Source organism: Micromonospora chaiyaphumensis, from assembly GCF_900091435.1.
Taxonomy (GTDB): Bacteria; Actinomycetota; Actinomycetes; order Mycobacteriales; family Micromonosporaceae; genus Micromonospora; species Micromonospora chaiyaphumensis.
On record NZ_FMCS01000013.1, the window covers coordinates 20,243 to 46,828 of the forward strand.

General features: G+C 71.3%; 28 protein-coding genes. 21 read left to right on the forward strand and 7 right to left on the reverse strand.

What is annotated here, in order from left to right:
• Positions 1–137: 137 nt before the first annotated feature.
• Both GA0070214_RS27755 and GA0070214_RS27760 read left to right on the forward strand, forming a co-directional pair.
• The gene (locus GA0070214_RS27755) at positions 138–896 is read left to right on the forward strand and encodes a MerR family transcriptional regulator (protein ID WP_091269472.1); all 759 of its coding nucleotides are present in this window, start codon (positions 138–140) and stop codon (positions 894–896) included.
• An 18-nt stretch (positions 897–914) separates the two neighbouring features.
• The gene (locus GA0070214_RS27760; protein ID WP_208602939.1) at positions 915–1,232 is read left to right on the forward strand and encodes a putative quinol monooxygenase; all 318 of its coding nucleotides are present in this window, start codon (positions 915–917) and stop codon (positions 1,230–1,232) included.
• A gap of 320 nt (positions 1,233–1,552) precedes the next feature.
• Here the strand turns inward: GA0070214_RS27760 and GA0070214_RS27765 are convergent, their stop codons facing one another.
• Entirely contained in the window at positions 1,553–3,070 is a 1,518-nt protein-coding gene (locus tag GA0070214_RS27765) for a GntP family permease (RefSeq protein WP_091269474.1), read from the reverse strand.
• Between the two features lie 46 nt (positions 3,071–3,116).
• Positions 3,117–4,658: a gluconokinase gene (locus GA0070214_RS27770; protein ID WP_091269475.1), complete on the reverse strand. Its 1,542-nt coding sequence runs from the start codon at positions 4,656–4,658 to the stop codon at positions 3,117–3,119.
• 204 nt (positions 4,659–4,862) lie between these two features.
• Between GA0070214_RS27770 and GA0070214_RS31995 the strand changes: the two genes are divergently transcribed.
• Together GA0070214_RS31995 and GA0070214_RS27780 are read left to right on the forward strand one after the other, a co-directional pair.
• A complete protein-coding gene (locus tag GA0070214_RS31995; protein WP_167364343.1) occupies positions 4,863–5,963 on the forward strand; it encodes a hypothetical protein in 1,101 nt (366 codons plus the stop codon).
• A 151-nt stretch (positions 5,964–6,114) separates the two neighbouring features.
• Positions 6,115–7,296 (forward strand): hypothetical protein, encoded by a 1,182-nt coding sequence (locus GA0070214_RS27780; RefSeq protein ID WP_091269477.1) that lies wholly within the window; start codon positions 6,115–6,117, stop codon positions 7,294–7,296.
• A 16-nt stretch (positions 7,297–7,312) separates the two neighbouring features.
• On the opposite strand, the gene GA0070214_RS27785 is transcribed toward GA0070214_RS27780, so the two are convergent.
• Entirely contained in the window at positions 7,313–7,891 is a 579-nt protein-coding gene (locus tag GA0070214_RS27785) for a hypothetical protein (protein ID WP_091269478.1), read from the reverse strand.
• Positions 7,892–8,000: 109 nt separating this feature from the next.
• On the opposite strand from GA0070214_RS27785, the gene GA0070214_RS27790 reads away from it, so the two are divergent.
• Positions 8,001–9,170 (forward strand): phosphotransferase family protein, encoded by a 1,170-nt coding sequence (locus GA0070214_RS27790; protein WP_091269479.1) that lies wholly within the window; start codon positions 8,001–8,003, stop codon positions 9,168–9,170.
• Positions 9,171–9,220: 50 nt separating this feature from the next.
• Positions 9,221–9,583, forward strand: a complete 363-nt coding sequence (yidD, locus tag GA0070214_RS27795; RefSeq protein ID WP_244167891.1) for a membrane protein insertion efficiency factor YidD — start codon at positions 9,221–9,223, stop codon at positions 9,581–9,583.
• A gap of 4 nt (positions 9,584–9,587) precedes the next feature.
• On the opposite strand, the gene GA0070214_RS27800 is transcribed toward yidD, so the two are convergent.
• Together GA0070214_RS27800 and GA0070214_RS27805 are read right to left on the reverse strand one after the other, a co-directional pair.
• Complete coding sequence (locus tag GA0070214_RS27800; RefSeq protein WP_091269480.1) at positions 9,588–10,322, reverse strand: YqjF family protein; 735 nt, start codon at positions 10,320–10,322, stop codon at positions 9,588–9,590.
• A gap of 23 nt (positions 10,323–10,345) precedes the next feature.
• Positions 10,346–10,714 (reverse strand): VOC family protein, encoded by a 369-nt coding sequence (locus GA0070214_RS27805; protein ID WP_091269481.1) that lies wholly within the window; start codon positions 10,712–10,714, stop codon positions 10,346–10,348.
• 126 nt (positions 10,715–10,840) lie between these two features.
• Here GA0070214_RS27805 and GA0070214_RS27810 point away from each other — a divergent pair, with 126 nt between their 5' ends.
• The 7 genes from GA0070214_RS27810 to GA0070214_RS27840 all read left to right on the forward strand — a co-directional run bounded on the left by GA0070214_RS27810 (position 10,841) and on the right by GA0070214_RS27840 (position 17,506).
• Complete coding sequence (locus GA0070214_RS27810) at positions 10,841–12,088, forward strand: RNA polymerase sigma factor (protein ID WP_244167883.1); 1,248 nt, start codon at positions 10,841–10,843, stop codon at positions 12,086–12,088.
• Positions 12,089–12,165: 77 nt separating this feature from the next.
• Positions 12,166–12,822 carry a DUF998 domain-containing protein gene (locus GA0070214_RS27815; RefSeq protein WP_091269482.1) on the forward strand — a complete coding sequence of 219 codons (657 nt, stop codon included), beginning with the start codon at positions 12,166–12,168 and terminating at the stop codon, positions 12,820–12,822.
• 1 nt (position 12,823) lies between these two features.
• Positions 12,824–13,195, forward strand: coding sequence for a YciI family protein (locus GA0070214_RS27820; RefSeq protein WP_091269483.1), 372 nt, complete (start codon positions 12,824–12,826; stop codon positions 13,193–13,195).
• Between the two features lie 57 nt (positions 13,196–13,252).
• Positions 13,253–14,026: a PPOX class F420-dependent oxidoreductase gene (locus GA0070214_RS27825; RefSeq protein WP_091269484.1), complete on the forward strand. Its 774-nt coding sequence runs from the start codon at positions 13,253–13,255 to the stop codon at positions 14,024–14,026.
• A gap of 41 nt (positions 14,027–14,067) precedes the next feature.
• The gene (locus tag GA0070214_RS27830; RefSeq protein WP_091269485.1) at positions 14,068–14,592 is read left to right on the forward strand and encodes a PadR family transcriptional regulator; all 525 of its coding nucleotides are present in this window, start codon (positions 14,068–14,070) and stop codon (positions 14,590–14,592) included.
• Positions 14,589–15,260, forward strand: coding sequence for an ABC transporter ATP-binding protein (locus tag GA0070214_RS27835; RefSeq protein ID WP_091269486.1), 672 nt, complete (start codon positions 14,589–14,591; stop codon positions 15,258–15,260). The genes GA0070214_RS27830 and GA0070214_RS27835 overlap by 4 nt, the downstream gene beginning before the upstream one ends.
• Positions 15,257–17,506 (forward strand): FtsX-like permease family protein, encoded by a 2,250-nt coding sequence (locus GA0070214_RS27840; RefSeq protein WP_091269487.1) that lies wholly within the window; start codon positions 15,257–15,259, stop codon positions 17,504–17,506. Before GA0070214_RS27835 ends, GA0070214_RS27840 begins: the two co-directional genes overlap by 4 nt.
• A 5-nt stretch (positions 17,507–17,511) precedes the next feature.
• Here the strand turns inward: GA0070214_RS27840 and GA0070214_RS27845 are convergent, their stop codons facing one another.
• Positions 17,512–17,865, reverse strand: a complete 354-nt coding sequence (locus tag GA0070214_RS27845; RefSeq protein ID WP_091269488.1) for a nitroreductase/quinone reductase family protein — start codon at positions 17,863–17,865, stop codon at positions 17,512–17,514.
• A gap of 174 nt (positions 17,866–18,039) precedes the next feature.
• Here GA0070214_RS27845 and GA0070214_RS27850 point away from each other — a divergent pair, with 174 nt between their 5' ends.
• The 6 genes from GA0070214_RS27850 (at position 18,040) to GA0070214_RS33075 (ending at position 23,232) form a co-directional block, all read left to right on the forward strand.
• A complete protein-coding gene (locus tag GA0070214_RS27850) occupies positions 18,040–19,221 on the forward strand; it encodes an L-histidine N(alpha)-methyltransferase (RefSeq protein WP_167364344.1) in 1,182 nt (393 codons plus the stop codon).
• On the forward strand, positions 19,218–19,838 hold the full coding sequence (locus tag GA0070214_RS27855; RefSeq protein ID WP_139141917.1) for a hypothetical protein: 621 nt from the start codon (positions 19,218–19,220) through the stop codon (positions 19,836–19,838). Before GA0070214_RS27850 ends, GA0070214_RS27855 begins: the two co-directional genes overlap by 4 nt.
• 151 nt (positions 19,839–19,989) lie before the next feature.
• On the forward strand, positions 19,990–22,143 hold the full coding sequence (locus GA0070214_RS27860; protein ID WP_091269491.1) for an MMPL family transporter: 2,154 nt from the start codon (positions 19,990–19,992) through the stop codon (positions 22,141–22,143).
• 140 nt (positions 22,144–22,283) lie between these two features.
• Positions 22,284–22,523 (forward strand): hypothetical protein, encoded by a 240-nt coding sequence (locus GA0070214_RS27865; RefSeq protein WP_167364345.1) that lies wholly within the window; start codon positions 22,284–22,286, stop codon positions 22,521–22,523.
• Positions 22,520–23,116 (forward strand): M14 family metallopeptidase, encoded by a 597-nt coding sequence (locus GA0070214_RS32150; RefSeq protein ID WP_208602943.1) that lies wholly within the window; start codon positions 22,520–22,522, stop codon positions 23,114–23,116. Before GA0070214_RS27865 ends, GA0070214_RS32150 begins: the two co-directional genes overlap by 4 nt.
• Positions 23,023–23,232 (forward strand): chitobiase/beta-hexosaminidase C-terminal domain-containing protein, encoded by a 210-nt coding sequence (locus GA0070214_RS33075; RefSeq protein WP_208602940.1) that lies wholly within the window; start codon positions 23,023–23,025, stop codon positions 23,230–23,232. Before GA0070214_RS32150 ends, GA0070214_RS33075 begins: the two co-directional genes overlap by 94 nt.
• A gap of 439 nt (positions 23,233–23,671) precedes the next feature.
• Here GA0070214_RS33075 and GA0070214_RS27875 read toward each other — a convergent pair whose 3' ends face one another.
• Complete coding sequence (locus tag GA0070214_RS27875; RefSeq protein WP_204343009.1) at positions 23,672–24,580, reverse strand: HNH endonuclease; 909 nt, start codon at positions 24,578–24,580, stop codon at positions 23,672–23,674.
• A gap of 618 nt (positions 24,581–25,198) precedes the next feature.
• Here GA0070214_RS27875 and sepF point away from each other — a divergent pair.
• Complete coding sequence (sepF, locus tag GA0070214_RS32000) at positions 25,199–25,408, forward strand: cell division protein SepF (protein ID WP_163636920.1); 210 nt, start codon at positions 25,199–25,201, stop codon at positions 25,406–25,408.
• A 40-nt stretch (positions 25,409–25,448) separates the two neighbouring features.
• Positions 25,449–26,255 carry an SLATT domain-containing protein gene (locus GA0070214_RS32155; protein WP_204343010.1) on the forward strand — a complete coding sequence of 269 codons (807 nt, stop codon included), beginning with the start codon at positions 25,449–25,451 and terminating at the stop codon, positions 26,253–26,255.
• The last annotated feature ends 331 nt before the right edge of the window (positions 26,256–26,586 follow it).

The window sequence follows — 26,586 nt, forward strand, 5'->3', positions numbered from 1 at the left end:
CCCCCGGCCTCCCGCACCCCCCGGCGGAGGCCGGGGGCGATCGCCGTTTCCCGCCGGCCGGGCCGCGCGGGCCGCAGAATCGGGCTTGACCCTCACGCAACGGGAGGCGGGAGCCTTGGTCGCGGAAGGGAGGAACCATGGCGTACACGGTGGGTCAGGTGGCGCGGGCGGCCCGGGTGACGGTCCGGACGCTGCACCACTACGACGAGATCGGGCTGCTCTCGCCGAGCGGCCGCACCGCGGCGGGCTACCGCCGCTATGACGACGCGGACCTGGAGCGGTTGCAGCTGATCCGTGCCTACCGGGAGCTGGGGTTCCCGTTGGAGGAGATCGCCGAGATCCTCGACGACCCGGGCGGCGACCCGTTGCCGCACTTGCGCCGGCAGCACGAGCTGCTGACCGGGCGGATCGGGAAGCTGCGGGACATGGTCGCGGCGATCGAACTCGCGATGGAGGCGAGAAAGTTGGACATTCAGCTCACCCCGGAGGAGCGGTTCGAGGTGTTCGGGGACTTCGACCCGGACGAGCACGCCGAGGAGGCCGAGCGGCGCTGGGGCGGCACCGAGGCGTACCGGCAGTCGACCGAGCGGGCCGCCCGCTACTCGAAGGAGGACTGGCTCCGGAACAAGGCCGAGAACGAGGAGTGGGGGCGGCGGATCACCGAGCTGATGGCGTCGGGCGCGCCGGCCGACTCGCCGGAGGCGATGGCGCTGGCCGAGGAGCACCGGCAGCTCATCAGCCGGTGGTTCTACGACTGCTCCTACGAGGTCCACACCGGCCTGGCCGACATGTACCTGGCCGACCCGCGGTTCACCGCGTACTACGAGAAGATCCGGCCGGGGCTGGCCGCGTACCTGAACGAGGCGATCCACGCCAACGCGATCAGCCGAGCCTGACCGGCCCCGGGTGCCAGGATGGGCCGGACGGCACACCCTCCGGGAGGTCACGTGATCATCGTCGCCGGCACCCTCTACGTCGACCCGGCCCAGCGGGACGCCTACCTGTCCTCCTGCACGGAGGTCGTCCGGGCGGCCCGCTCGGCGCCGGGTTGCGTGGACTTCGCGGTCAGCGCCGACCTGGTCGAGCCGGGCCGGATCAACGTCTACGAGCGGTGGGAGTCCGACGAGCAACTGCTCGACTTCCGCGGCTCCGGCCCGGACGGGCAGCAGGCGGCGATGATCCTCGGCGCCGAGGTGCACCGGTTCCGCATCTCCGGCGTCGAGGCGCCGTGACCGGTGGCGCCCGTTTCGACCAACATCCACACCAGCACGCCGAGGTGGGGCTGTTCTGGCCGCACGAATACCGCCTCATCGCCGAGCTTGTGTCGATCTCGATGCGTTCTGGGTGGGCGACGCTCACGCGTTCGCCGCTGCGGGCGTGAGTCACCCACATCATCAAGTTCCTAGGCGCTCACCGGGACATCCCCGGCCGGTTGGCGGCCGTCCGCACGGAGGGCGCGGCCCGTCGAGTCGTTCCCGACGCCAGCTCGACAGGCGGTGGGGAGCGGGTGCCCGACCAGCCTGGCCGGGCGCTCGCCCGCGACGAGTACCCGCTACAACACCAGGTCGAGCAGGAGGACGCCCGCGAAGCCGACCACCGAGATGATCGTCTCCATCACCGACCAGCTCTTGATGGTCTGCCCGACGGTCAACCCGAAGTACTCCTTCACGAGCCAGAAGCCGGCGTCGTTGACGTGCGAGAAGAACAGCGACCCGCAGCCGATGGCCAGCGCCAGCAGCGCCACCTCGGGACCCTGGAGGGTCGCCGCGAGCGGCGAGACGATGCCGGCCGCCGTGATGGTGGCGACGGTGGCCGAGCCGGTGGCCACCCGGATGCCGACGGCGACCAGCCAGCCCAGCAGCAGCGGCGACAGGTTCGCGCCCTCGGCGGCGTCCGCGACCAGGTTGCCGACGCCCGCGTCGACCAGCACCTGCTTGAAGCCGCCGCCGGCGGCGACGATCAGCAGGATGCCGGCGATCGCCGGCAGTGAGCCGCCCAGGAAGCCGGAGACCTGGCTGCGGCTGAACCCCGTCCGGTAGCCCAGGAAGATCATCGCGAAGATGACGCCGGCGAGCAGGGCGACGATCGGGGTGCCGATGATGTCGAGCGCCTTCCGGCCGCCGGTGTCCTCGGCCAGGGTCAGCTCGCCGATCGCGCGCAGCAGCATGAGCACGACCGGCAGCAGCACGGTGACCACGGCGGCCCAGAGCGCCGGCTCGCGGCGGGCACGCGGCCCGGCCGGCTCGTCGATCGGCGCGCCCGGGCGGCCGGCGCCCGGGTTGACCAGGTCGTCCTCGGTGACCAGGTCACCGTCGGCGTCGAGCCGGCCCTCGCCGGGGCGGGTCGGCCGTCGGTCCCCGCCGACGGCGAGTGGCCGCCGGGTCGGCAGCAGCGCCTCGGGGGCGGTGGCCGGCACGTAGCGGGCGATGAAGTTGCCGAAGACCGGGCCCGCGATGATCACCGTGGGGATCGCGACCAGCAGGCCCAGGGCCAGGGTCTGGCCGAGGTTGGCGCCGAGCGCGTCGATGGCGACCAGCGGGCCGGGGTGCGGCGGGACCAGACCGTGCAGCACGGACAGGCCGGCCAGCGCCGGGATGCCGATCTTCATGAGCGGGACGTCGACCCGGCGGGAGACCAGCAGCACGATCGGCACCAGCAGCACCACGCCGACCTCGAAGAAGAGCGGGAGGCCGATGAGCGCGGCCACGCCGGCCATGGCCCACGGCAGCGCGCCGCCGGAGACCCGGCCGACCACCCGTTCCACGATGCTGTCCGCGCCGCCGGACTCGGCGAGCAGGCCGCCGATCATCGCGCCGAGCGCGATCAGCAGGCCGACGCCGCCGACGGTGGATCCGACCCCGCCGCTGAACGAGGTGACGATCTTGTCGGCGCTGACCCCGGCGACCACGCCGAGCACGGCCGCGCCGAGGATCAGCGCCAGGAAGGGGTGCACCTTGCCCCAGGCGATGAGCACCACCACCACGGCGATGCCCAGCAGGGCGGCGATGACGAGCTGGGTGTCACCGGCGTTCGTGAGAGGTTCCGCCGGTGCGGCGAGCAGTGTGACCACGGCAATCACGACCTTCGGTAGTCGTCCGTGCCTCCGGGACGGGCGATCACTGGGGAGGAGCGGTGGGTGGTGGCTCCGGCGGCAGGCTCGGTGCCAGCCGCCGCAGCGACGCGAACGTCGGCACGAGCGCGTCGTACAGCTCGGAGAAGAGCGGCAGCAGGGCCGCGTACGTGGCGGCGGAGGCGGGGTTCGGGCGGACCGTCTCCTCGATCCGGACCAGGTCGGCGGCGACCTCGATCGACTCGATGAGGCCGAGCGCCTGCATGCCGAGCAGGGCAGCGCCGAAGCTCGATCCCTCGTGCCCGGCAGGGAAGCGCACCGGCATGCCGAGCGCGTCGGCGAGGATCTGCCGCCACAGCGGGCTGCGGGCGAAGCCGCCGCTGGCGCGGATCTCGCGCACCTCGTTGCCGGCCGCCCGGACCGAGGCGAGGACCAGGGCGAGCTGCTGGCAGACGCCCTCCAGCGCGGCCCGGACCAGGTGCGCCCGGCCGTGCCCGTGGGTCAGCCCCACGTACGCGCCGCGGGGCAGCGCGCTCCAGTGCGGGGCCCGCTCGCTGAGCAGGTACGGCAACATGATCAGCCCGCCGGAGCCGACGGGCGCCTGGGCGGCCAGGTCGAGCAGCTCCTCCTCGGCGTGCTCGCCCAGCTCGGGCGCGAGTGCCTCGTTGGCCCACTGGAGGACGATCCCGCCGTTGTTGATCGCCCCGCCGACCACCCAGCGGTGCTCGGTGAGCGCATAGCAGAAGACGCCGCCGAGCGGGTCGACGCCGGGGCGTTCCACCATCACGCGCATCGCCCCGCTGGTGCCGATCGAGCAGGCCACCTCGCCGGGGTGCACCGCGCCGAGGCCGAGGTTCGCCAGCGGCCCGTCGCCGGCGCCCACCACGATGGGGGTGTCCGCGGGCAGGCCGGTGGCCCGGGCCGCCGCGGCGGTCAGGCCGGGCAGCACGTGGGTGGTGGGGACGAGCTGCGGGAGCTGCTCCTCGGTGATCCCGGCGATGCGCAGCGCCTCGGCGTCCCAGACCAGCCGGTGGATGTCCATGAGGCCGGTGGCGGAGGCGACCGAGTGGTCGGTGACCAGCGCTTCGGCCAGCCGCAGCAGCACGTAGTCCTTGATGCTCACCCAGTGCGCGACCCGCTCGTGCAGCTTCGGTTGCTGCTCGGCGAACCAGACCAGCTTGGGCAGCGGCGCCATGGGGTGCACCGGGGTGCCGGTGCGGCGGTGGATGGCCAGCCCGGAGGGCACGGCGCGCAGCCGTTCGGCCTGCGCGCTGGCCCGGGAGTCGGCCCAGGTGACCGAGGGGGTGAGCGGGGTGCCGGCGGCGTCCAGCCCGATGAGGCTGTGCATCGCGGTGCTGAACGACAGGCCGGCGATGGGCCGGCGCAGCTCCTCGACCACCGCACGGATCGACCCGACCACCGCGTCGAAGATCCGGGCCGGGTCCTGCTCGGCGTACCCGGGGTGCGGCTCCTCGAGGGGATAACCGACCGAGTGGGTGGCGAGCTGCCGGCCACCGGTGTCGTACGCGACCGCCTTCGTGCTGGTGGTGCCGATGTCCACCCCCACCATGACGGCCGGGTCGCCCACCGGTGCACCTCCTCGCGTCCCGGGGTCGCGGCGCGTCCCGCCCTGCGGCTCACGTTACCGAGGGGCCGATCCCGCCGCATGGCGAAGCAGGGAAGGCCGTCATCGTCGGCGGTCGATCGTGGGAGCGCTCCGGTAGCGGTGGGCGTCGCGCTTCGCATCGATATCTTCGGCGGGGAGAGACAAGGCAAGACAAGGGAGCACGTGATGGCCGTCGTCGTCCTACCTGAGGTGCGCCAGGAGTTGCGCGTGTCGCAGAGCCTGCTGCTCGAGGTGCGGTCCGGCGACGGCCGGCTCCCCGCCGCGATGGTCGCCGTGCGGGACGTGCTGCTGCGGCTGGAGGCGCCGGGGGCCGACGGCGGCGCAGAGCGGGTTGCCTTCCTCCCCCCACCGGTGCCCCTGCCGGGCCGGCACCTCCTCGCGGTGGACTTCGGTTCGCTGCCGGACGATCAGGTGCTGGCCGTACCCGACCTGCTCCTCGCCGAACTGCGACGCGCCGGGGTGGGTGACGCCGAGGTCGGCGTGGCCCACCCCGGCGACCTGGACAACCGTCCAGGGCTCACCCCGGCCGTCCGGGCCTACCTGCGAGGGCCGGTGGCGGCACCGTTCGGTGACGTGCCGGCCGGGCCGCCGGTGGCGTTGCTCGACCTCGCCGCCGGCTGGGTCGCCAGGCACAGCGTCGGCCGGCTCAGCCTGGTCGTGTTCGGGGTGGAGACCGCCCTGCCGGCCGAGACGGCGCCGGGGGTGGCCCGCAGCGCGCTCGCCACCGCCGGCCAGACCACCACCGTGAGCCTGGTCGCCGACGGCGCTCCGGTCGCCGCGGCGACCGTCGGGACAGCCATGCGTGACGCGGCGCCGGCGGCAGCCCTCACGCTGGCGCCGGCCACCCCGGAGAGCATGCGCGAGCTGCGGGAGCTGCTGAGGGCGCACGCCGACACGGTCATCTGGGCCGGGGTGGCGGCCGAGCCCGACGCCCGCCGCCTGCTCGACCACGGCTGGGCCGCACGTGCGGAGCCCGGCCAGGCGCAGCCACCCGACGTGGCGATGCTCGCCGACCTGCTGGTGCCGGAGCCGATGTGGTACCAGGTTCTCTCGGCCGGCCACCTGGAGCGCCTCGGCGGCCCGCCGCCCGGGGCGCTGCCGCTGCCCGGGGGTCGGGTCGAGTTGACCGTCGGTGGGCCGGAGCAGTGGCTGCCCGGGCATCCGGACGCCACCGCGGTCCGCCGCCGGGCGCGCGACCTGCTGGCCGCCTGCCTGGTCGACCAGGGCCAGGCGGCCGGCATGATGGCGGCCCGGCTGCGCCGCTGAGCGGAGAGACCGACGTCCCGGCCTCCGCCGATGGTATGGGTCAATCACCCGATCGGTTGGATTCGCAACTTGCGCGTGTCTTGGCACCCCCGCGTCGCAGTTGACATGAATGACACCCCGATTGGTGGGCTCGCGCGGCGGAGGAGTCGGCGTGGCGATGACTGATTCGACGGGTTCCACATGGCGCTACCGGTGGGCGCACCGGCACAACGACCGGCGGCAGCGGGCGTTCCGCGCGGCCGATGAGGCGTGGCGACGCCGCGACGAGGAGCTGCGGCGGCTGCGTACCCTCGCCGGGTCCTTCCACGGCTCGACCGAGGCCGGCGCGGGCCTGCCCATCGAGCTGGCCCCCGGCGAGGTGGTCTTCTGGACGCTGCCGGCCGCGCAACTGGTCGAGGTGCGGCACACCGCGGTGCTGCCGGCCCCCGAGCTGACCGTCGACCCGGAACCGCCGGTGCTGCGCCCGCGCCGCCCCGAAGGGGTCAAGGTCGTCGACGCCGGGCTCGCCGTGCTCACCAACCGGCGTCTGGTCCTGCTCGGCGGGCGCGGCCGGCGCGACTGGACGTACGGGCGGATGACCGGCCTGTCCCACGACCCGGCGGCGCCGGTCACGCTGATCCAGGTTCTCGACCGGCGGCGTACCTCCGGCCTGCTGCTGCCCACCGGCGCGGTGGCCGACTTCCGGTTCAAGCTCACCCTGGCCTTCGCCGACGCGATCGAGCAGCGCGCCGCGGTCGTCGCCCAGCTCGACGAGCTGATCGCGGAGCACGAGGCGGAGCAGCCGGAACGGCCGGCCGTGCTCACCCCGGCCCAGGCCCGGCTCTCCGGGCTGCTGCCCGGCGGCCGGCGGACCGTCGCGGTCGCCCTGGCCCTCGCCCTGATCGTGCCGGCCATGCTCTTCGAGTCCGACCCGCCGGTGCGCCCCGGCTCGGACCGGGCCGCCGCGGCCACCCCGGAGGCCACCGCCACCCCGGAGGCCGCCGCCACGCCCGCGCCACCGCCGATCGCCCCCGCCGTCCAGGTCAAACCCCGCCCCGGACCGCAGCACACCAAGCCCGCGCCGGCCGCGCCCCCGGCCCGCGGCACCACGCCGCGGCCGGCCGCCGAACGCCGCTGCGGCGCCCCGGCCAACCCCTACGGGTACGACTTCTGCGGCGGCTCCCGCATCCGCAAACCGGCCCCGGGGATCTGCGACTGGTTCGAGTGCGTGCCCGGCTTCTGGTCCGGCCGCGGCTGGCTCGTGCAGTGCCGCGACGGCACGGTGAGCCTGACCGGCGGGCGGCGCGACGCGTGCGCCGGCAACGAGGGCTTCCGCCGGACCTTCTGGACCTGACCGTCGAGCCGGGACCCTAGCCGAGGCGCGGCGGCCGGGCGGTCGCCCGCAGCGGGAGCAGACCGGTGAGGACCAGGGCCGCGCCGACCGGCAGCAGGTCCAGGTTCACGGCGATCGCCACGAACCCGACCAGTGTCAGCACCGGCGCCCACACCGGCAGCAGCCGCGCCGCGGCGGCCCGGTACAGCAGCACCAGCAGGCCCACCTCGAACAGCGCCGGCCCGCCCAGCAACACCAGGTCCGGCGTGTCCACCGCGTCGGCGAAGCGCGGGAACAGGTCACCCAGGATCACCCACACGAATGCGGCCGCGCCGACCAGGCCGGCCAGCGCCGCCACGTCGTCCACCGCCCGCAGGCGGGTCGAGCGGGTACGCAGCACGCCGTGCAGGCCGACGACCAGCGCGGCGAACCCGAGGATGCCGAACAGGAACATGGTGTGCCCGGTGTTCCACGCCCAGGCGCCCTTGTCGCTGTGACCGTCCAGCCGGTCGATGAGGCGGAGCAGGCCGTAGCCGAGGAGCAGCAGCGACGCGGCCACGGCCACCGGCCGCAACCAGGGGTACGCGGGACGCGTCCGGATATCGGTGAGGGTCATGGCCTCAGCCTCGTCGCCGCGCCGGCCGGGGACATCCGGGCTCACCCCCCACCGGCCCCCCGGATTAACCGTTCGCGCCCCTCAGGGACGCGCGGCTAGCGTCCGGCACGTGTCCCGCACCGTGACCCTGGTCCTCGTCGACGCCGACGGCCGGCCCCTCGGCGCCCTGCCCCCGTACGACGTGCCCGAACCGTGGTGGCAGGAGGTCGGCTCGATCGTCGACGAGGCCCGCAGCCGGTACGGCGTCGACGTGGCCGTGCTGCGGCTGCTCACCGGCGACCGCCCCGAACCGCCCGGCGGCCACGTCGCCTACCTGGGCCAGGTCACCGGGCCGCCCGCCGTACCGCTGACCCCGGCGACGGTGGACCTCACGCCGCACCCGCTGCGCGCCCCGTACGCCGAGCCCGGCGGCCCGGCCCGCAGCGTCGCGTGGGCCACCGGCGAGCTGCGCCGGGTCGGCCGGGCGGTGACCGCCGTGGCGCAGCAGCGCACCTGGAACCTGTCGGCGATCTGGCGGCTCGACGGTCCGGGCGGCAGCGCCTGGCTCAAGCAGGTGCCCCCGTTCTTCCGCCACGAGGCCGCCGTGCTGCGCTGGCTCGGCGCCGCCGCGCCCACGACCGCCCCCACCCTGCTCGCCGCCGACGACACCGGCCGGACCCTGCTCGACCACGTGCCCGGCGAGGACCGCTACGGCGCCGACGAGGCCGAGCGGGCCGCCGTCGCCGCCGACCACCACACCGTCCAGCTGCGCGCCGTCGAAGCGGCCGACACACTGGTCGCGGCCGGCGTACCCGATCTGCGCGGCCCGGCCCTGGCCGGCTGGATCCGCGACCGGCTGGCCCCGCACGACCCGACCGTGGTCGCCGACCTGCTCGCCGGCCTCGACGACCGGCTCGACCGGGTCCGCGACTGCGGCCTGCCCGACACCCTCGTCCACGGCGACCTGCACCCCGGCAACGTGCGGGGCGACGGCACCCGGCGGACCGTCATCGACTGGGGCGACGCGTTCGTCGGCCACCCCGCCTTCGACATCCTGCGGCTCACCGAGACGCTCGCCCCGCCGGTCGCGGGCCGGCTGCGCGAGGCCTGGGCGGCGCGCTGGCGGGCCGACGTGCCGGGCAGCGACCCGCAGCGCGCCGTCGAACTGCTCCGCCCGGTCGCCGAGCTGCGACTGGCCGCCGTGTACGCGATGTTCCTGGCCGGCATCGAGCCGAGCGAGCACCCCTACCACCACGGCGACGTGCCGGCCTGCCTCGCCCGAGCCGCCGCGGCGACCTGACACACGGGGGTCGGCCGCTGGCGCGGGTGTCGCACCATGGCTTCGTGATCATGCGGAAGCGACGCCACAAGAAGAAGCACCGGGACTGGTGCAACTGCGACGTCCCCGACTGTGACGGCCCCGGCTGCTGCGACCTCGGCCTCTTCTCGCTGCTGCTGACCCTCGGCTCGGTCGCCGCCGGCGTGGTGCGCCGCCCGGCCGTGGACCGCGCCGGCCGTGCCGCCATCCTCGGGTACCGCCGCTGGCTGTCGCACCGCTGGCCCGCCCAGTGCCGCTACACGCCCACGTGCAGCGCCTACGGGCTGGCGGCGGTCGAGCGGTACGGCCTCGCGGCGGGCGGCCGGCTGGCCGCCGACCGGGTCCGCCGCTGCCGGCCCGACGTCCCGCGCGGCACCCACGACCCGCTGCCCTGACGGCTCAACCCAGTGGCGCCGGCCCGCCGAACACGACCGGGATGCCGGGGGAGTAGAGCACGCTCACCGGCGGCCCGGCCGGCGGCGCCAACCCGGCCGCGGCAACGAGGCCGTCGTCGAGGTGCAGCAGTTCGGCGCGGTGCAACGGCCACCGCGGATGCCAGTTCGGCAGGTGCAGGGTGCGCCCGTACGCCCGGGTGTGCAGGCCCCAGCGGGCGGTGAGGAAGTGCTCCAGCGGTGTCGGGTCGGCGATCGGCTCACCGATCCGCACCTCCATCCGGCTGGCCGCGCGGACCGGCCCGGGCCAGCGGCGCCGGCAGCGGTAGGTCAGGCGATCCCCGTCCCGGTCCAGCCGCATCGCCGACCACTTGTACGGCAGCCGCAGGCTCAGCTGCGCGACCAGCACCGGCACCAGCCGGGACGCGTCCAGCGAGCGGAACACCACGGCTCGCCGCCCGGTGCCGTCGACCGAGTAGAGCCGGACGTTGGTCTCCCAGAACGTGCCGAAGTACGGCACGCCCGGCCCCCTTCCGAAACCCAGCCCCACCATCCGGAAGCCGATCAGCCCGACGTAGCTGAGCCCGTCAAGGGTGTCGGGCCGGGTGCCGGCCGGCAGCAGCGGCGCGACCCGCTCCGGCTCGACCGCCCAGTGCAGGAAGGTGAGATCCTGCCAGCGCTGCCGCAGCCAGGCACGCGGGAACGCCCGCACGGGCGCGCAGTCGACCGGCTCGACGTCCACCTCCCCATCGTGCCCCTCGGCGTTCACTCGGGCCGGTGGCACACCGCCTCGACGTTGTTGCCGTCCGGGTCGCGGACGAACGCCCCGAAGTAGGTCGGGTGGTATTCCGGCCACACCCGCGGCGCGTGCAGCACCTCGGCGCCGGCCGCCACCGCGGCGTCGTGGAACGCCTGCACGGCGGCCCGGTCGGGGGCGGTGAAGGCGATGTGCGACTCCAGCGGCCCGCCGGCGTCGGCGGGCGCGGGAACCAGCCAGAAGTCGGGACTGTCGACGCCGTAGCCGATCGGGCCGGGCTCCATGATCCGGCGGCCGCCCAGCGGGGCGAGCACCGCGTCGTAGAAGGCGGCGCTGGCCGGCAGGTCGCGCACCATGACGGAGAAGTGGTCGAGCACGTCGCCTCCCTGCGATCGTCGATGACCGCGCCAGGCTACGAGCCGCCTACGACACTTCCCCGCCCGTGCAGTGCCGGACCACACAGAGGCTGGCGGAACGTCGGTCTGACCTGCTGTGATGTGGCCGTGGGGGAGTCCGAGGCGCGGCGCACCGTCGAAGCCGTGTGGCGCATGGAGGCCGCCCGGGTCGTCGCCGGCATCGCGGGCCTCGTCCGCGACGTCGGCCTGGCCGAGGAACTCGCCCAGGACGCGCTGGTCGCCGCGCTGGAGCAGTGGCCGCGCGACGGCATCCCGGCCAACCCGGGGGCGTGGCTGACCACCGTCGGCAAGCGCCGCGCCGTCGACACGCTGCGCCGCCGGCAGACCCAGCAGCGTACGCTCGCCGAGCTCGGCCGCGACCTCGACGAACAGGTCACCCCCGACTTCGACGCCGCCCTCGACGAGCACATCGAGGACGACCTGCTGCGGCTCATCTTCGTGGCCTGCCACCCGATCCTGTCGCCGATCGCCCGCGCCGCGCTCACCCTGCGACTCGTCGGCGGCCTCACCACCGGCGAGATCGCCCGCGCCTTCCTCACCACCGAACCCACCGTCGGCCAGCGCATCACCCGCGCCAAGCAGACCCTCGCCACCGCCCGGATCCCCTTCGAGGTGCCCGGCCCGGCCGAGCGCGCCGAACGCCTCGACTCGGTCCTCGAAGTCGTCTACCTCATCTTCAACGAGGGCTACTCCGCCACCGCCGGCGACGACTGGATGCGCCCCACCCTCTGCCAGGAGGCCCTGCGGCTGGCCCGGCTGCTCCAGGGCCTCATGCCCGGCGAACCCGAGGTGCACGGCCTCGCCGCGCTGCTGGAGATCCAGGCGTCCCGCACCCCCGCCCGCACCGGACCCGACGGCGCACCGATCCTCCTCAACGACCAGGACCGCGGCCGCTGGGACCAGTGGCTCATCCGGCGCGGCCTCGCCGCCCTCGACCGGGCCCGCACCGACCACCCCGGCCCGTACACCCTCCAGGCCGAGATCGCGGCCTGCCACGCGCGGGCGCGTACCCCCGAGGAGACGGACTGGGCGCGGATCGCCGCCCTCTACGCGGAACTCGCCCGGCTCGTGCCCTCGCCCGTGGTGGAGCTGAACCGGGCCGTCGCCGTCGCCCAGGCCGACGGGCCCGCCGCCGGGCTGACACTGGCCCGGGAGCTGGAGTCCGAGCCGGCGCTGGCCGGCTACCACCTGCTGCCCAGCGTGATCGGTGACCTGCTGTTCAAGCTCGGCCGGCTGCCCGAGGCCAGGGCCGAGTTCGAGCGGGCGGCCTCCCTGACTGGCAACGCGCGGGAGCGGGCGCTGCTGCTCGACCGGGCCGCCGCCTGCGGCTCGTAAAAAATCTTGAGAAGTCATGTCGGATCCGGGTCGGCCCGATCGACGCGTCAGCGAGAACCGATGACGAGGAGATCGAGATGACCAGCACGACGCTCACCCGGGCCGGCACGACCCGGGGTGTCCGGACCGCCACCCTGCTCGCCGCGGGCGCCGCCGCCGGGCCGCTGTTCCTCGGCCTGGGCCTCGCCCAGGCGTTCACCCGCGACGGCTTCGACCTGAGCCGGCAGCCGCTCAGCCTGCTCTCCCTCGGCGAGCACGGCTGGCTCCAGATCGCCAACTTCGTCGTCTCCGGGCTGCTGGCCCTCGCCGGTGCCGTCGGTTTTCGGCGGGCGCTGCGCGGCGAGCGGGCGGGGACGTGGGGGCCGGCGCTGGTCGCGGTGCTCGGCGTCGGGCTGATCGTCGCCGGGGTGCTCCGCGCCGATCCGAGCATGGGCTGGCCGGCGGGTGCGCCGGAGGGCAACCCCGAGACGATGAGCTGGCACTCCTACGGGCACGGGGTGGGGGCGATGCTCTCCTTCGGCGCGCTCACCGTCGCCTGCCTGGTCTTCGCGCGCCGCTTCGGACGGGCCGGGGCGCTGTCATCGGTCCTCGTCGCCCTGGCGACCGTCGTCGTCATGGCCTGGCCCGACCAGGGCAGCGTCAGCGTGCGGTTGGTGCTCGGCTCGGCCCTGGTCTTCGGCTGGCTCACCGCCGTTTCCCTGCACACGATCACGACCATCGAGAGGAAGCACTGAGATGCGATTCATGATGATGCACAAGCTGGACGAGGCCGTTCCGGGCAACTTCGAGCCCACCCCCGAGTTCATGAAGACGATGGGCGCCTACATGGAGGAGGTCGCCAAGGCCGGCATCCTGGTTGCCGCCGAAGGGCTGTGCAAGAGCAGCGAGGAGTCGGCGCGGATCACCGCCACCAAGGGCAAGAAGACCGTCACCGACGGGCCGTTCACCGAGACCAAGGAGCTGATCGCCGGGTTCGGCTTGGTCGAGGTGCGGTCGAAGGAGGAGGCGGTCGAGTGGGCGAAGCGGTTCGTCGACGTCTTCACCGAGCACGGCATCGACGTCGAGGTGGATGTGCGGCGGGTGAGTGAGGGACCTCACGAGGGCTGACGGCGACATCCGGGCGCCCGGCGGTCACACCGCCGGGCGCCCGGCCGTCTCCCGGGCATGACTGCACTGGTACGTGGTACGGCCGCCCTGCTCGGCGCGGCGTCACTGGTCGTCGGGGTGTGGGCGCTGGCCTGGGCCGACTCGTTCAGCTCGGCGGTGAACTTCCCGCCGCACGAGCACTTCGTGCACGACGTCGGGGCGTTCCAGTTGGGCATCGGCGCGACCCTGCTGCTGGCGCTCATCTGGGGGGACGCCCTGGCGGTCGCGCTGGCCGGTTACGTGGTCGGCGCGGCGGCGCACACCGTCTCGCACGTGGTCGACGCCGACCTGGGCGGCAGCGCGGGCCAGACCTGGTTGGTCCTGCTGTCGGCGCTGCTGGCCCTGGCCGCGCTGGTGGCCCGGCTGCGGCAGCTCGGCTGGGTGGTCGGGTACGTCGACCCGGCGCCGGCGCCCGGGTGGGCGCCGCTGGTGCGGCAGAAGACCGTGGTGCTGACGACGTTCAAGCGGGACGGGACCGCCGTGCCGACCGCCGTGAGCGTCGCGGTGGCGGGGGAGCGCGCGTACGTGCGCAGCTTCGAGAAGGCGTGGAAGACCCGGCGGATCCGCAACAACCCGCGGGTGACCCTGGCGCCGTCGACGGCGCTCGGCAAGCCGACCGGGGCGGCGGTGGAGGCGGTGGCGCGCCGGTTGAGCGGGGCGGAGTACCGGGCGGCGAGCCGGGCGCTGGTCCGGAAGCACCCGCTGCTGCACGGGGTGCTCGTGCCGCTGACGCACCGGCTCGGCCGGGCGCGGACCGGCCGTACCGTGCACTTCGAGCTCACTGCACGCTGAAGGTATATACGCGAGGTATACCCTCAGGGTATGGTGACGTCATGAGCGTTCCCATGACCCTCCTCGGCCTGCTCGACCGCGAGCCCAGCCACGGCTACGACCTCAAGCGCGACTACGACGCCTTCTTCAGCCGGGGCAAGCCCCTGCCGTTCGGTCAGGTCTACGCGACGCTGAGCCGGCTCGCCCGCGACGGAAAGATCGTGATCGGCGAGGTCGAGCCGGGCGTCGGCCCCGAGCGCAAGCGCTACGTCATCACCGAACGGGGCGCCACCGAGGTCGAGTCGTGGCTGACCGAGCCGGTCCCGGCCGAGCCCAACCTCCAGACGGTCCTGTTCACCAAGGTGGTGCTGGCGCTCATGCTCGGCCGCCCCGCCGAGGACTACCTCGACCGGCAGCGCGCCGCCCACCTGGGCCGGATGAAGGAGCTCACCGAGATCAAGCGCTCCGGCACGCTGGTCGACGCCATGCTGGCCGACCACGGCCTGTTCCACCTGGAGGCCGACCTGCACTGGATCGACACCACCGCCGCCCGGCTGGACGCGCTCGCGAAGGAGGTGCGGGGATGACGGCCGTCGAGGCGCGCGACGTGAAGCTGTCCTTCGGCGAGACCCCGGCGCTGCGCGGCGCCAGCGTCGCGGTGGAGCCGGGCGAGATCGTCGCCGTCATGGGCCCCAGCGGCTCCGGGAAATCCACCCTGCTGCACTGCCTGGCCGGGATCCTCGTGCCCGACGTCGGCGAGATCCACTTCGACGGCCGGCGGATCGACACCCTCAGCGAGACCCGGCGCAGCGTCCTGCGCCGGGACCGGTTCGGCTTCGTGTTCCAGTCCGGGCAGCTGGTGCCGGAGCTGACCGCCGAGGAGAACGTCGCGCTGCCGCTGCTGCTCAACGGCGTGAAGCGGGCCGCCGCGCTCAAGGAGGCGCGGCCCTGGTTCGAGCGGCTCGACCTGACCGGGCTGGAGCGGCGCCGCTCCGGCGAGCTGTCCGGCGGGCAGGCGCAGCGGGTCGCCCTCGCGCGCGGCCTCGTGGCGCGGCCCGGCGCGCTGTTCGCCGACGAGCCGACCGGCGCGCTCGACTCGCTGACCGGCGAGCAGGTCATGGACCTGCTGGTGTCCTCGGCCCGCGAGGAGGGCACCACCGTCGTCCTCGTCACCCACGACGCCCGCGTCGCCGCGTACGCCGACCGGCAGGTCATCGTGCGCGACGGCAAGGTGAACGCGCTGGTGGCGGCATGATCCGCTTCGCGGTCCGGCTGTCCCTGGCCGGCGGGCGGGAGGCCGCCGCCCGGCTCATAGTCATCGCCGCCGCCGTGGCGCTCGGCGTCGGCATGCTCCTGGCCACGCTCGCCGGCATGAACGCCGTCGACGCGCAGAACCAGCGGTACGCCTGGCTCAACACCGCCGTCGCCCCGTCCTCCACCGACCCGGCGGCCGAGCCGATGTGGTGGCTCATCCGGGAGGACTACCACGACGGCGACTCGATCGGCCGGGTCGAGGTCGCCGCGACCGGCCCCGGCGCGCCCGTCCCGCCGGGCATCCCGCGCCTGCCCGGCCCCGGCGAGTACTACGTCTCACCCGCCCTCGGCGAGCTGCTGCAGGCCACCCCGGCGGCGCAACTCGGCGACCGGTTCCCCGGCCACCAGGTCGGCACCATCGCACCGGCGGCGCTGCCGTCGCCCGACTCGCTGCTGATCGTCATCGGCCGCACCCCGGCCGACCTGGAACAGCTGGGCGCGCGCAAGGTCACCCAGATCATGACCACCTCGCCGGACGGCTGCCCCCGAGGCTGCTACGTCGGCATCAACCGCGACGGCATGGCCCTCGTGCTCTCCATCGTCGCGGCCGCGCTGCTGTTCCCCGTGCTCATCTTCATCGGCACCGCCACCCGGCTGGCCGCGACCCGCCGGGAGCAGCGCTTCGCCGCGATGCGCCTGGTCGGCGCCACGCCACGGCAGATCTCCGTCATCTCCGCCGTGGAGTCCGTGCTCGCCGCCGCCGTGGGCGCGGCCGTGGGGTTCGGCCTGTTCCTCGCGGCCCGCCCGGCCCTGGCTGCGATCCCGTTCACCGGCGAACGCTTCTTCACCGCCGACCTCTCCCTCACCCTCACCGACGTCCTGGCGGTCGCCCTCGGCATCCCGCTCGGCGCCGTCGTGGCCTCCTGGCTGGCGCTGCGCCGGGTGCAGATCTCCCCGCTGGGTGTCGCGCGCCGGGTCACCCCGAAACCGCCGCGCGCCTGGCGACTCATCCCGCTGGTCGCCGGGCTCGTCGAGCTGGCGTACTTCGTCGGCCGGCGACCGCCCACGACCAACGGGCAGCTCACCGCGTACCTCTCGGGGTTCCTGCTGATCCTGACCGGGCTGGTGCTGGCCGGGCCGTGGCTGACCATGGTCGGCGCGCGCCTGCTGGCCGGGCGGGCGAGCCGGCCGGCGGCGCTCATCGCCGGGCGGCGCCTCGCCGACAACCCCCGGGCCGGCTTCCGGTCCGTCAGCGGGCTGATCGTGGCGCTCTTCGTGACCAGCGTCGCTACCGGCATCATCACCACCTACGTGGCCAACCGGGGCGAGCCGCGCACCGACTCGGTGGCCGCCACGTCCCTGACCACGTGGTTCCCGCCCGAGGACGGCCCCGCACCGACCGCGGACCAGATCCCGGCCGGGCTCGCGACGATCCCCGGGGTACGCAGCGTGACCCTGGTCCACGCCAACCCCGTCACGGAGCCACCCCCGATCGAGGTGCACGGGCCGGCGGACGCCCCCGTCCAGCGGTGGTGGTGGCCGAGCGTCATCACGTGCGCCGAGCTGGACCGCCTGGCGGTGTTCGGCTCCTGCCCCGCCGGCGCGCGGGTCGCGGCCGTCGCTGACGACCTCATCGGCGAGCGCGCGTGGGACCTGACCAACGACAAATACGTCTGGCCCGCTGCTGACATGGATCCGGCCCAGGTCGCCGGGCGGCCGATCCGTTCGGTGGTCGTCAACACGACCAGCCGCGCGGCGTTCGAGCAGGCCCGGACCATGCTGATCAACGCGTTCCCGACGAATGGGTTCCCGTCCAGCGTCGCCGAGTGGGAGTCGGACTCCGCCCGGCTCCTGGTGCAGTTCCAGCAACTCGCGAATGTGATCATGCTGGCCAGCCTGCCGATCGCCGGGTGCAGCCTGGCGGTGAGCGTGGCCGGTGGGCTGAGCGACCGGAAGCGGCCGTTCAGCATGCTGCGCCTGACCGGGGTGCAACTGCGGACGCTGCGGCGGGTCGTGGCGCTGGAGACCGTCGTGCCGCTGCTGGCCGTCGCGGCGGTGGCCATCGGGATGGGGTTCCTGGCCGCGCACCTGTTCCTGCGCGCGCAGCTCGGCTACACGCTGCTGGCGCCGCACGGGTCGTTCTACCTCATGGTGGCCGGTGGGCTGGCGGTGTCGCTGGGGATCGTCGCCTCGACGCTGCCGCTGCTGCGCCGGATCACCGGCCCGGAGACCGCGCGCAACGACTAGGCCGGCTACCCGAGCGGGACCTGGACCGCCACGTCGTGCTTGGGGTAGTAGCTCTCCACCGTGTCGGCGCCGTACTTGGCCTTGAACAGCTCCACCACGTGATTGACCCGGTCGGCCTCGGTGATCGGGGTGGCACTCGAACTCAACGCCGTCCCGTTCGCCGACACCTCGATCATCGGGGTCTGCCGGACGTTCTTGTACCACTGGCTGTCGGAGCCGGTCACCGGGACGAGGAACACGCTGTCCTCGTCCAGCACGAACCACACCGGGTGGGTGATCTGCCGGCCGGTCCTGCGGCCGGTCACGGTGATCTCGACCTCGCGGACCCCGTCGAGGGCGTCCCAGACCGCGTTCGCCACGATTTCCCCCTTGCCCCTTTTCCGCCAGGCTAGGCCTTTGCGCGCCGGGCCGTCGTGGTTTCCGCGAGCCCGTCACCGCCCCGGTTCGCGGTCCACTGAGGAGACTTCGCCGCTGTTAAGGTTGGCGGGCGGAGCATGGGGGACCGGTCCGACCTCGCTCGGGGGATGGCACAGATGGATCAGCAGGCCAGGGAACAGTTGAAGCTTCTGCGCAGGCTCGAAAAAGTCATCTCGGAAACCGAGTTCTCGTGGTCGCTGTGCCTGGTCGGTGAGGACCAGTCCCGGAAGCTCAACGAACTGGCCGCCGAGCTGCAGCGCCCGTTCTCGGCCACCGGTGACGAGAAGCGGATCGTGTCCGGCTATTCCTACTGGGGCATCGAGCCGGCGGTCAACTGGCAGCGGGCCTGCACGGACCCCAACTACCCGGTCATGCGCGACGGGATCGAGACGTTCAGCCGGCGCTGGCGGAGCCTGCACTCCCGGCACAGCGACCGGCCCTACCACTACATCAGCCTCGGCCCCGGCACGGGCGAGAAGGACGCCGTGGTGCTGGCCGATCTCCAGCGGGCGAACCCGGAAATGTACTACGTGCCCGTCGACATGAGCGCGGAAATGCTGCGCCTGGGCCTGAGGCCGATAAAGTCCCTGCCGTTCTTCCGGCAGTTCCGCAATCAACTGCTGCCGGTGCAGCTCGACTTCTCCGTCGAGGAGAACGTGGCCGAGCTCAACGAACTGCGCGGCCGGCTGATCGGCGACGAGCCGGTGCTGTTCTCGCTGCTCGGCAACACGATGGCCAACTTCGACGAGGACGTCGAGCTGGTCGAGCGCCTGAGCAAGCAACTCCTCCGGCCGCAGGACCGGCTGCTGGTGGAGGTCGCCACCGCGTCCCACCTCGACGATCGGATGGCCCAGCAGGCCGCCCGGGAATACGAGACCAGCTGGGTGTTCCGCGAGTTCGTCATCAGCGCCCTGCGCCAGAACACCGACCTCTCGGTGAACATGAACTACGTCCGCTTCGAGGGGGTGGTCGAGGAGGGGCGGTCACTGGTCATCAAGGTGATCTACTGCAACCAGTCGGCCGAGGACCTCAAGATCGTGCTCCCGAACCGCAGCGAGGTCCACTTCCCGAGTGGCGACACCATCCGCCTGCTCATCACCCGGAAATACCAGCTCAAGGCCCTGGCGGGCGCGCTGGCCAAGGCGGGCCTCTTCGTCGAGAGCGAGGCGTTCACGCAGTTCCAGGCGTACGAGCGGGCCCGCCGGTTCGGCATGGACCTCATGCTGCTGTCGAGCAGCGAGGCCGGCAACGGCCACGACACGGCCGCCCGGGACGTCTTCCGCCGCCCCGGCACATGAGTCCGCGCCCGGCGCCCGTGCCGTCGTGGCTGACCGCGCCGCGCACCTGGATCATGCTGGTCACCGCCGGCAGTCTCACGGTGGCCTTCGTCGTCAGCGCCGTCTGGTGGAGCCGGTCGGCCGGCACGTCGCGCTTCGAACCGGCGGTGCAGATCCTGGGCCTGCTCGGCGGCATCACCGGCATCGTCGCCGAACGGTGGGCGGCGGGCCGGGAGCGGCGTGCGGAGGCTCTCCAGGCCATCGGCGAGGAGTTGCGGGACAACCGGAAGATCCTCGCGTCCCCGCCCTTCTCCGCGGGAGCGGCGCAGCCGGCCCGCCGGCAGGTCTATCCCCGGATGAACCTGTCGGCCGTGAACGCCGCCCTCTCCTCGGCCGTGCTGTCCCCACGCCGCGACGAGGCGCTCGCCGGCATGCTGCACGACTGGCGCAACGATGCGGAGATCTTCAACCACCAGCTCTCCCTGGCCGAGATCCTGGCCTTCACCAACGGATCCGACGAGGTGCTCCGGGATCTCCATCAGGGGCTGCACAGCGCGGACGGTCCACTGGAACGGATGCAGGAACACCTCACCGCCCTGCTGGCCACACCACCACTGACCGCGGCTCTCGCTCGTTAGGCGCTCGTGCGGCGGTGCGGCGTCCGAAAAGGATTGCACCGCGACGGTACGATCTACGGCGAGTAGTGAAGGCTGCCGTCATCGTGACGGGCGGGCCCATGTGCGCTCTGGGCTCCGGACAACAGTTGAGCCGAACACATCGGGGGAAACCATGTTCGAGCGGCTGGGCAGATTCGTCGTCGGCAAGGCGTGGTGGGTCATCGCCGGCTGGGTGGTGGCGGCCGCCGCCATCATCCTCACCACGCCGTCGCTGAGCGACATCACCTCCGCCGACCAGGAGAGCTTCCTGCCCCGCTCCTACGAGTCGGTGCAGGCCACCGAGCTCGGGCAGAAGGCGTTCCCGCAGCAGGCCACCGCCACGGCCACGATCGTGGTCAAGCGCGCCGACGGGCAGAAACTCACCCCCGCCGACGAGGCGAAGGTGGGCCAGGTCGCCCAGGCGCTCAAGGCCCGCAACATCCCGCGGACGTCCGGCTACCTGACCGGCCCGCCGGCCGTCGCGCCCGACAAGTCGGTGCAGGTGGTCAACGTCGGCCTCGACGCCACCACCCCCGACGACCCGGCGCTGCTCGACGCCGTACGCGACCTGCGCGCCGCCCTCGGACCCGAGCTGGCCGGCAGCGGCCTGACCGCCGGCGTGGCCGGCGACGTGGCCAGCTTCGTCGACAACGAGGACACCTTCAACAAGGCCTTCGCCGTGGTCGGCGTCGCGACGATCATCCTGATCATCGGACTGATCCTGATCATCTTCCGCAGCCCCATCGCCGCACTGCTGCCCGTCGTGGTCGTCAGCGCCGTCCTGACCATCACCACCGGGCTCGTCGCCGCCGCCGGCAAGGCGTTCGACCTCAACGTCAGCCAGGACCTACAGACGATCCTGCTGATCGTGCTGTTCGGCATCGGCACCGACTACATCCTGTTCCTGCTCTTCCGCTACCGCGAACGGCTGCGCGCCGGCGACGACAAGCGCACCGCGATGATCGTCTCCGTCCAGCGCGTCGGCGAGGTCATCACCTCCGCCGCCGGAGCCGTCATCGTCGCGTTCCTCGTGCTGCTGCTGGCCTCCCTGGGCTTCTTCGGCTCGCTCGGCCCGGCGCTCGCCATCGCCGTCGCCGTCATGCTGATCACCTCGCTCACCCTCATCCCGGCGGTCGTCTCGCTGCTCGGACGGTACGTCTTCTGGCCCTCCAAGGCCTGGCAGCGCGCCCCCAAGGCCACCCTGTCGCGCCGCCTCGGCACCACCGTCGGCCGCCGCCCCGCGATCGTCGCGGCAGCATCCGGCATCGTGCTGGTCGCGCTCGCCGCGGGCGTGCTTAGCTACAAGGCCGACTACGACTTCAGCGCCGGCTTCCCACAGGACACCGAGTCGGCGAAGGCAGCTGCGGACCTGCAGCGTGGGTTTGCGGCCGGTGCGCTCGCCCCCACCGAGGTCTACCTGACCACCGGCAACGGGACGCCGCTGAGCGAGCAGCAGGTCACCGACTTCGCGGCTGCCGTGGCGAAGGCGCCCGGCGTGGGCCAGGCGCAGCCGCCGGAGCGCAGCAGCGACCCGAGCGTGGCCCGGGTCAACCTGCTGCTCAACGAGAACCCGGTCTCGAATGAGGCGATCACTCTCGTCCGCGATGACCTGCGGGACGCCGTGCACGAGGCGGCCCCGCCGGGTACGCGGGCGCTTGTCGGTGGGACCACGGCGATCTTCGCGGACATCAACTCGGCGAACAACCGGGACCTGTCGGTGATCCTGCCGGTGGCTGCTGGGTTGATCGCGCTGATCCTTGCGCTGCTGCTGCGCAGTCTTGTCGCGCCTATCTATCTGGTGATCGCGGTGCTGCTGAACTTCGCGGCGACGCTGGGGGCGACGGTCTACGTGTTCCAGGGGTTGCAGGACAAACCCGGCGTGACGTTCCAGCTGCCGATCATCCTGTACCTGTTCGTGGTGGCGATCGGGACGGACTACAACATCCTGATGATCGCCCGGCTGCGGGAGGAGGCTCGGGAGGGGAACGAACCGCATGAGGCTGCCGCGATCGGGGTGGAGCATGCGGGGCCGACCGTTGCTGCGGCGGGCCTCATCCTGGCCGGGACGTTTGGGGTGTTGATGTTGGCGCCGATTTCGTTCCTGCAGCAGATGGGGTTTGCGGTGGCGATCGGGATTGTGTTGTCGGCGTTCGTCATGTCGATGTTCTTCGTGCCGGCGTTGACGGCGTTGATCGGGCACAAGGCCTGGTGGCCGGGGCATGGGGACGAGCGGCCGGCCAGGGGACGGCACGCATCGCCCGAGCCCGCGACCGTGACGGAGGCGTAGGGGCGCAGGACCGGCGTTACGGGGCTCCCACCGGGCCGACGCCGGTACACCGCGGTGAGGCGCAACCCGGACTAGCGTGCGGGCCTCTCAAGGAGGTGGAGACAGTGAGCACGCACCGACGCCGGGCACTGTCTTGGATCATGGTCGCGGCCCTACTCGGCGGTTGTGGGTCCACCGGGAACAGCCCCGCCGTCGACCTGCTCGACGGGCTGCGCGAGCAGGCAGGCGGCGCCCTGACCCGGTACGACCAGGCGGTTCGCGCCGCGGGAGGTGCGCCCTTCGTTCCGGTGGGGGAGTTGACCCGCCAACTGGGCGACTGGGAGCCGGCGCGCAACGAGGTTTGGCTGGTCGACACCTTCCCGAACTCAAGCTCTCGATGAACACCCACTCCTACGGCGGGTACTTCATGTGGCCGCCGGGGGCGTACAAGGCCGAGGGGCGCGAGGTGCTGCCGCGGGTGGACCAGGGCACCGAGGCGTACTTCTGGACCTCCTCCGACTACATCCTCTCGCGGGCGCAGGAGTACCGGGGCACGGCGATCTGGCCGGGCCGCACCGGGCCGGTGACCGACGTCCTGTACTCGGCGGCCGGCAACAGCGCCGACGAGCACTGGTACAACCGGGGCATCATCGGCTGGGACTTCGAGGTCGGCGCCGACATCTACGATCCGGCAACCGGGCGGTTCACCGCCGTCGGGTTCCAGCCGCCCTTTGCCGAGGGGCATGAGGAGGCCATGGAGTTCGCCAACGGGAACATCGGGATCCTCGAGGTGGCCCGGGCTATGCCACCGACAAGAGTCAGCCTCGGACATCGCTGGAGGTCGTCAAGCGGGAGCCTGGGGCTACGGCCTTCGCGTTCAGCACGAGTGAGCCGGCGAACGTGTACTACACGCTTGATGGCAGTCGGCCGACGTACAGCTCGGCGAAGCTGGCGCTGGCGGGGATGCGCGAGGGGGTTCAGAGCATCACGGTGAACAGCGACACAACGGTGAACTGGTTCTCGATCGATATCGCCGGGAACGTGGAGGGCAACTACAAGCCGGACGGTGAGGGCAAGAACTACAACAAGCAGCGGGTGAGTGTTCAGTAGCCTCGCCGCTTGAAGCCTAGTGGCCGCCGGCCGGTGGGTCGGCGGCCATCGTACTGTGGCGACGTCTCCTGCATCTGGTTGAGCGAGCCGAACGATGGCGGCGTGCCGCACGGGATCGATGCCAGTCTGTCCGGCCCGGCAGGGCCCGTCGACTACGCGCGCTGACACGACTAGCGGAGCTCGGGAAAGGACGGCGGAGGACATCCACCGACAGCTGCGGTCGGCGTTGGAGATCGAGCCTGCCTCCGCCGGACCGCAGAAGCAGGGCCGCAGGCTACTCCCGACACCCCTGCCACGTGTGGTCGCCGAGATCCTCGCCCGCGCGAATGTTGCGGCCACGGGTGGCCCGATGCCTGCCACACTGCCGCTGTCGGTCCTTAGGCTGCGGCCAGGGCTAAAATTGCGCAAACCACGCCGAATCTGAAGATCTGCGGTTCCGTCAGGCAGCTTTCCGGAATTGCTCATACCGAACTTCTAGCCTGTCTCGGTCTGGGCGCGCCGCACGGTCCCGAGGCAGCGAGATCAGTCGCCCATGCATCTCCTGAATACCATGACGCAACATGGGGCCATCGACTTCGGCGAGGATGTCTTTGCGTACTTCGACCACATGGTCAGGGCGAATGCCGAGGATGCCCTGGTCGAACGTTGCATGGTGGATCTTGCAAAGAGACAATCCATTCGGGACGATCGGTTCTCCGCGGGGTTGACCATCCGGAATAATGTGAGCAGCCTCAAGGAGGGATGAATGCCGGAGCTGGCACACGGAGCAGCTTGCACCGTACGCTTGCAATACGCGGGCGCGGAAAAGTGGTTGATGGAGCCGCAGTTTTGTTAACCTTTCGACGTAACGCCGCCGATCTGGCTCGAGGAAGGTGCCAGGTTCTATAAGCTTCTGGTCTTCGTCGAGCGCAACTGCAAACTGGAGTTCTTTACGCTCGTCGGCAACCAGCCATACCGGGTACCTTGGCAAATACACGCCGGGGGCAACCCCAACAAACCAGATCAGCGGAAGGTCGTGCTCGTACGCGCGGCGCAGTGCAATGTTTTCCGGATGATTAGGATTGTCGCCACGGTATTTATATCGCAGTAGCCCGTCTTGGCCCTCGCGGTCTTCATACGGCGGTGACTGACCAGGTGGCGTGAACGTCGTACGAAATGACAGGGCGGCGTCCAGTATGGCCGGCTTGCGGATGCCGCGTTGCCGGTCAAGTAGAGGGACTCGAATTCCTTCAAACGTGAATTTCGACAACTCGGCTTGTGTTGCCAACTCCCCGTGACTGTGTGCACGCTCCATAAGCCACTCACAGGCGGCTGCTCGCAACTTAGCGTCGAAGATTGCATCTACCATGATCCGTATAGTGTCAGCGGCGGCGGTCGCGGTCTGTCCATCGAACGGTCATGAAGTTTCCAGCCGGGGCTCGGGTTAGCTGGAAGGTGCCAGGCGATCACCTTCGGCAAGGGCTGCCGGATTTTAGACCCCGTTGGGACAAGCTCTCCAGACTCCTCCGTGGCCTTGAGGGCAGCGAGGCGGGGTGTGGAGCATCGTCCGTTTAGGTATCAAATCTACGAAATTCCTTGTCGTGTAGTCGACAGAAGATCGGCGGACTGAGGCTCTACCGCTACATTCCACAGTCTCGCGATCGAAGATCAACCTCGGTTGTCACAGATTGGGTTCCGGCGCTCGTATCGAAGGGGGGCCGACGGCTTGCCGTCGACTTGAAGGGTGGGGTCAACTGTCTACGGGGCGGCTGCCCTTCTTGTTTCGGCTGCCTGCGTCGTGCTCCTTGCAACGGTATTTTGGGTTGCTCTGCGCCGTTTGGGACGCCCTCCCCGCCGGGGTCAACCGTCGCGTATGTGCTTCCGTGACCATGCGCTCGACCTTCAGAAGTCACTCGATGAAGCAGTGAACGGGAACCGATTCCACACTGGTCGCAATGGTTCACAGCGATTTCAATTGGATGGCGTGATGAGAGTCTCGCCACTCGAGTACCAGACTGCGACGATCGACATCGTGGAGGCACTCAAACAAGGCAGAGTCGTGTCCATTGACTTCTCGGCGATGCAGGCTTACGAAGCCGCGCGCCTCGCTGACTTCTGCAATGGGCTGGCGGTGATTTCCGGATCATGGATATTCCGTATGGCCGAGAATGTCATTGTGATTACGCGCGAGTCGTAATTCGGAGGGCGATTTGTCGACGGCTGGCCAGCACGAACAGGTGCTTATCTATAACCACAAAATTCGTCAGACTGAGGCGGCGCTTAATACTGCCCGAAGGCGGCGCAAACTTTTCTATTGGTTTACTGCTTTCGGTCCGGTTCTGATCGCGGTAATTTATGCCCTGACTTGGATCCCATGGTGGACCTGGGAGCTCAAGCGCATTGTCCTAATACCAACCTTCCTCGTTGCGCTATCCTTCGGCGGCGCGGCCTATAAGCTTTGGAGGGATCCGGGAGGTCCCCTAGAGGTTGACGGCCAGCGCAGCTGGCGCCCGCAAGAGGATGATCTTGAGCTTCGCCTCGCGCGGCTTCGTGACGAGCGGAAGTTTTTGGTAGCAAGTGCGGAGGGGAGCCTTAAGGTCCGCCGTGTAGCCTACAAAGAGGACGCGTTTTCCGATATTGACCAACTGAGGGATGAGAGCAAGCGCTACAGGAGAGTGAACAACACTTTTCAAGGATTCCTAATCATCGGATCCCTGGCTGCCACCGGCATCGCCGGCATATCGGACAAAATGACATGGGATCGCTGGACCATCCTCTGCATCACTTTTCTTGTTGGTGTAGCGAGCGGATTTATGGGCTACTTCAAATATAAGGAGCGAAGCTTCTACCTCCAGCAGACGGCCGACGCAATTGAAGCAGAGTGGGAAGCGGTAGAAGTGGGGGTTGGGAGGTACAAGCGGATTCCGAGCGAGGAAGAACAGCTTGCTGAGTTCGTTGAAGAGGTTCACCGCCTCAAGACGGAGCAAAAGAAACGGCAGCAGAATCTTGAACAGCCGCCTGAGTCTCGCAACCAGGCTGAATGACTTATGTCTTGTCGTCCGGGGTCCTCACACCCGGGGCGTGCGACCGGACCTTCGCCGCCCGGCATCGCGAGGAGATGCAGCGAGCTGACCGATCCGGAGCCGCCGCAGCAAAGCAGGCTCGCGCCCGGCTTCGACGACGTCATCGCCCGGCTGGCCGAGGCGGAGCTACGGGGGCCGCGTACGACGCTGCGTGCCCGGCCCGCGGCCGCGCCGTGCACCGCGGCGATGACCGCCGCTGCATGCCTTCACCCCGGCTGTCCGGCGCGCGGTCTACGAGGCACTGCACGAGCGCGGTCCTGCGCCATGTCGGGCCCGCTCACCTCACAGTGGG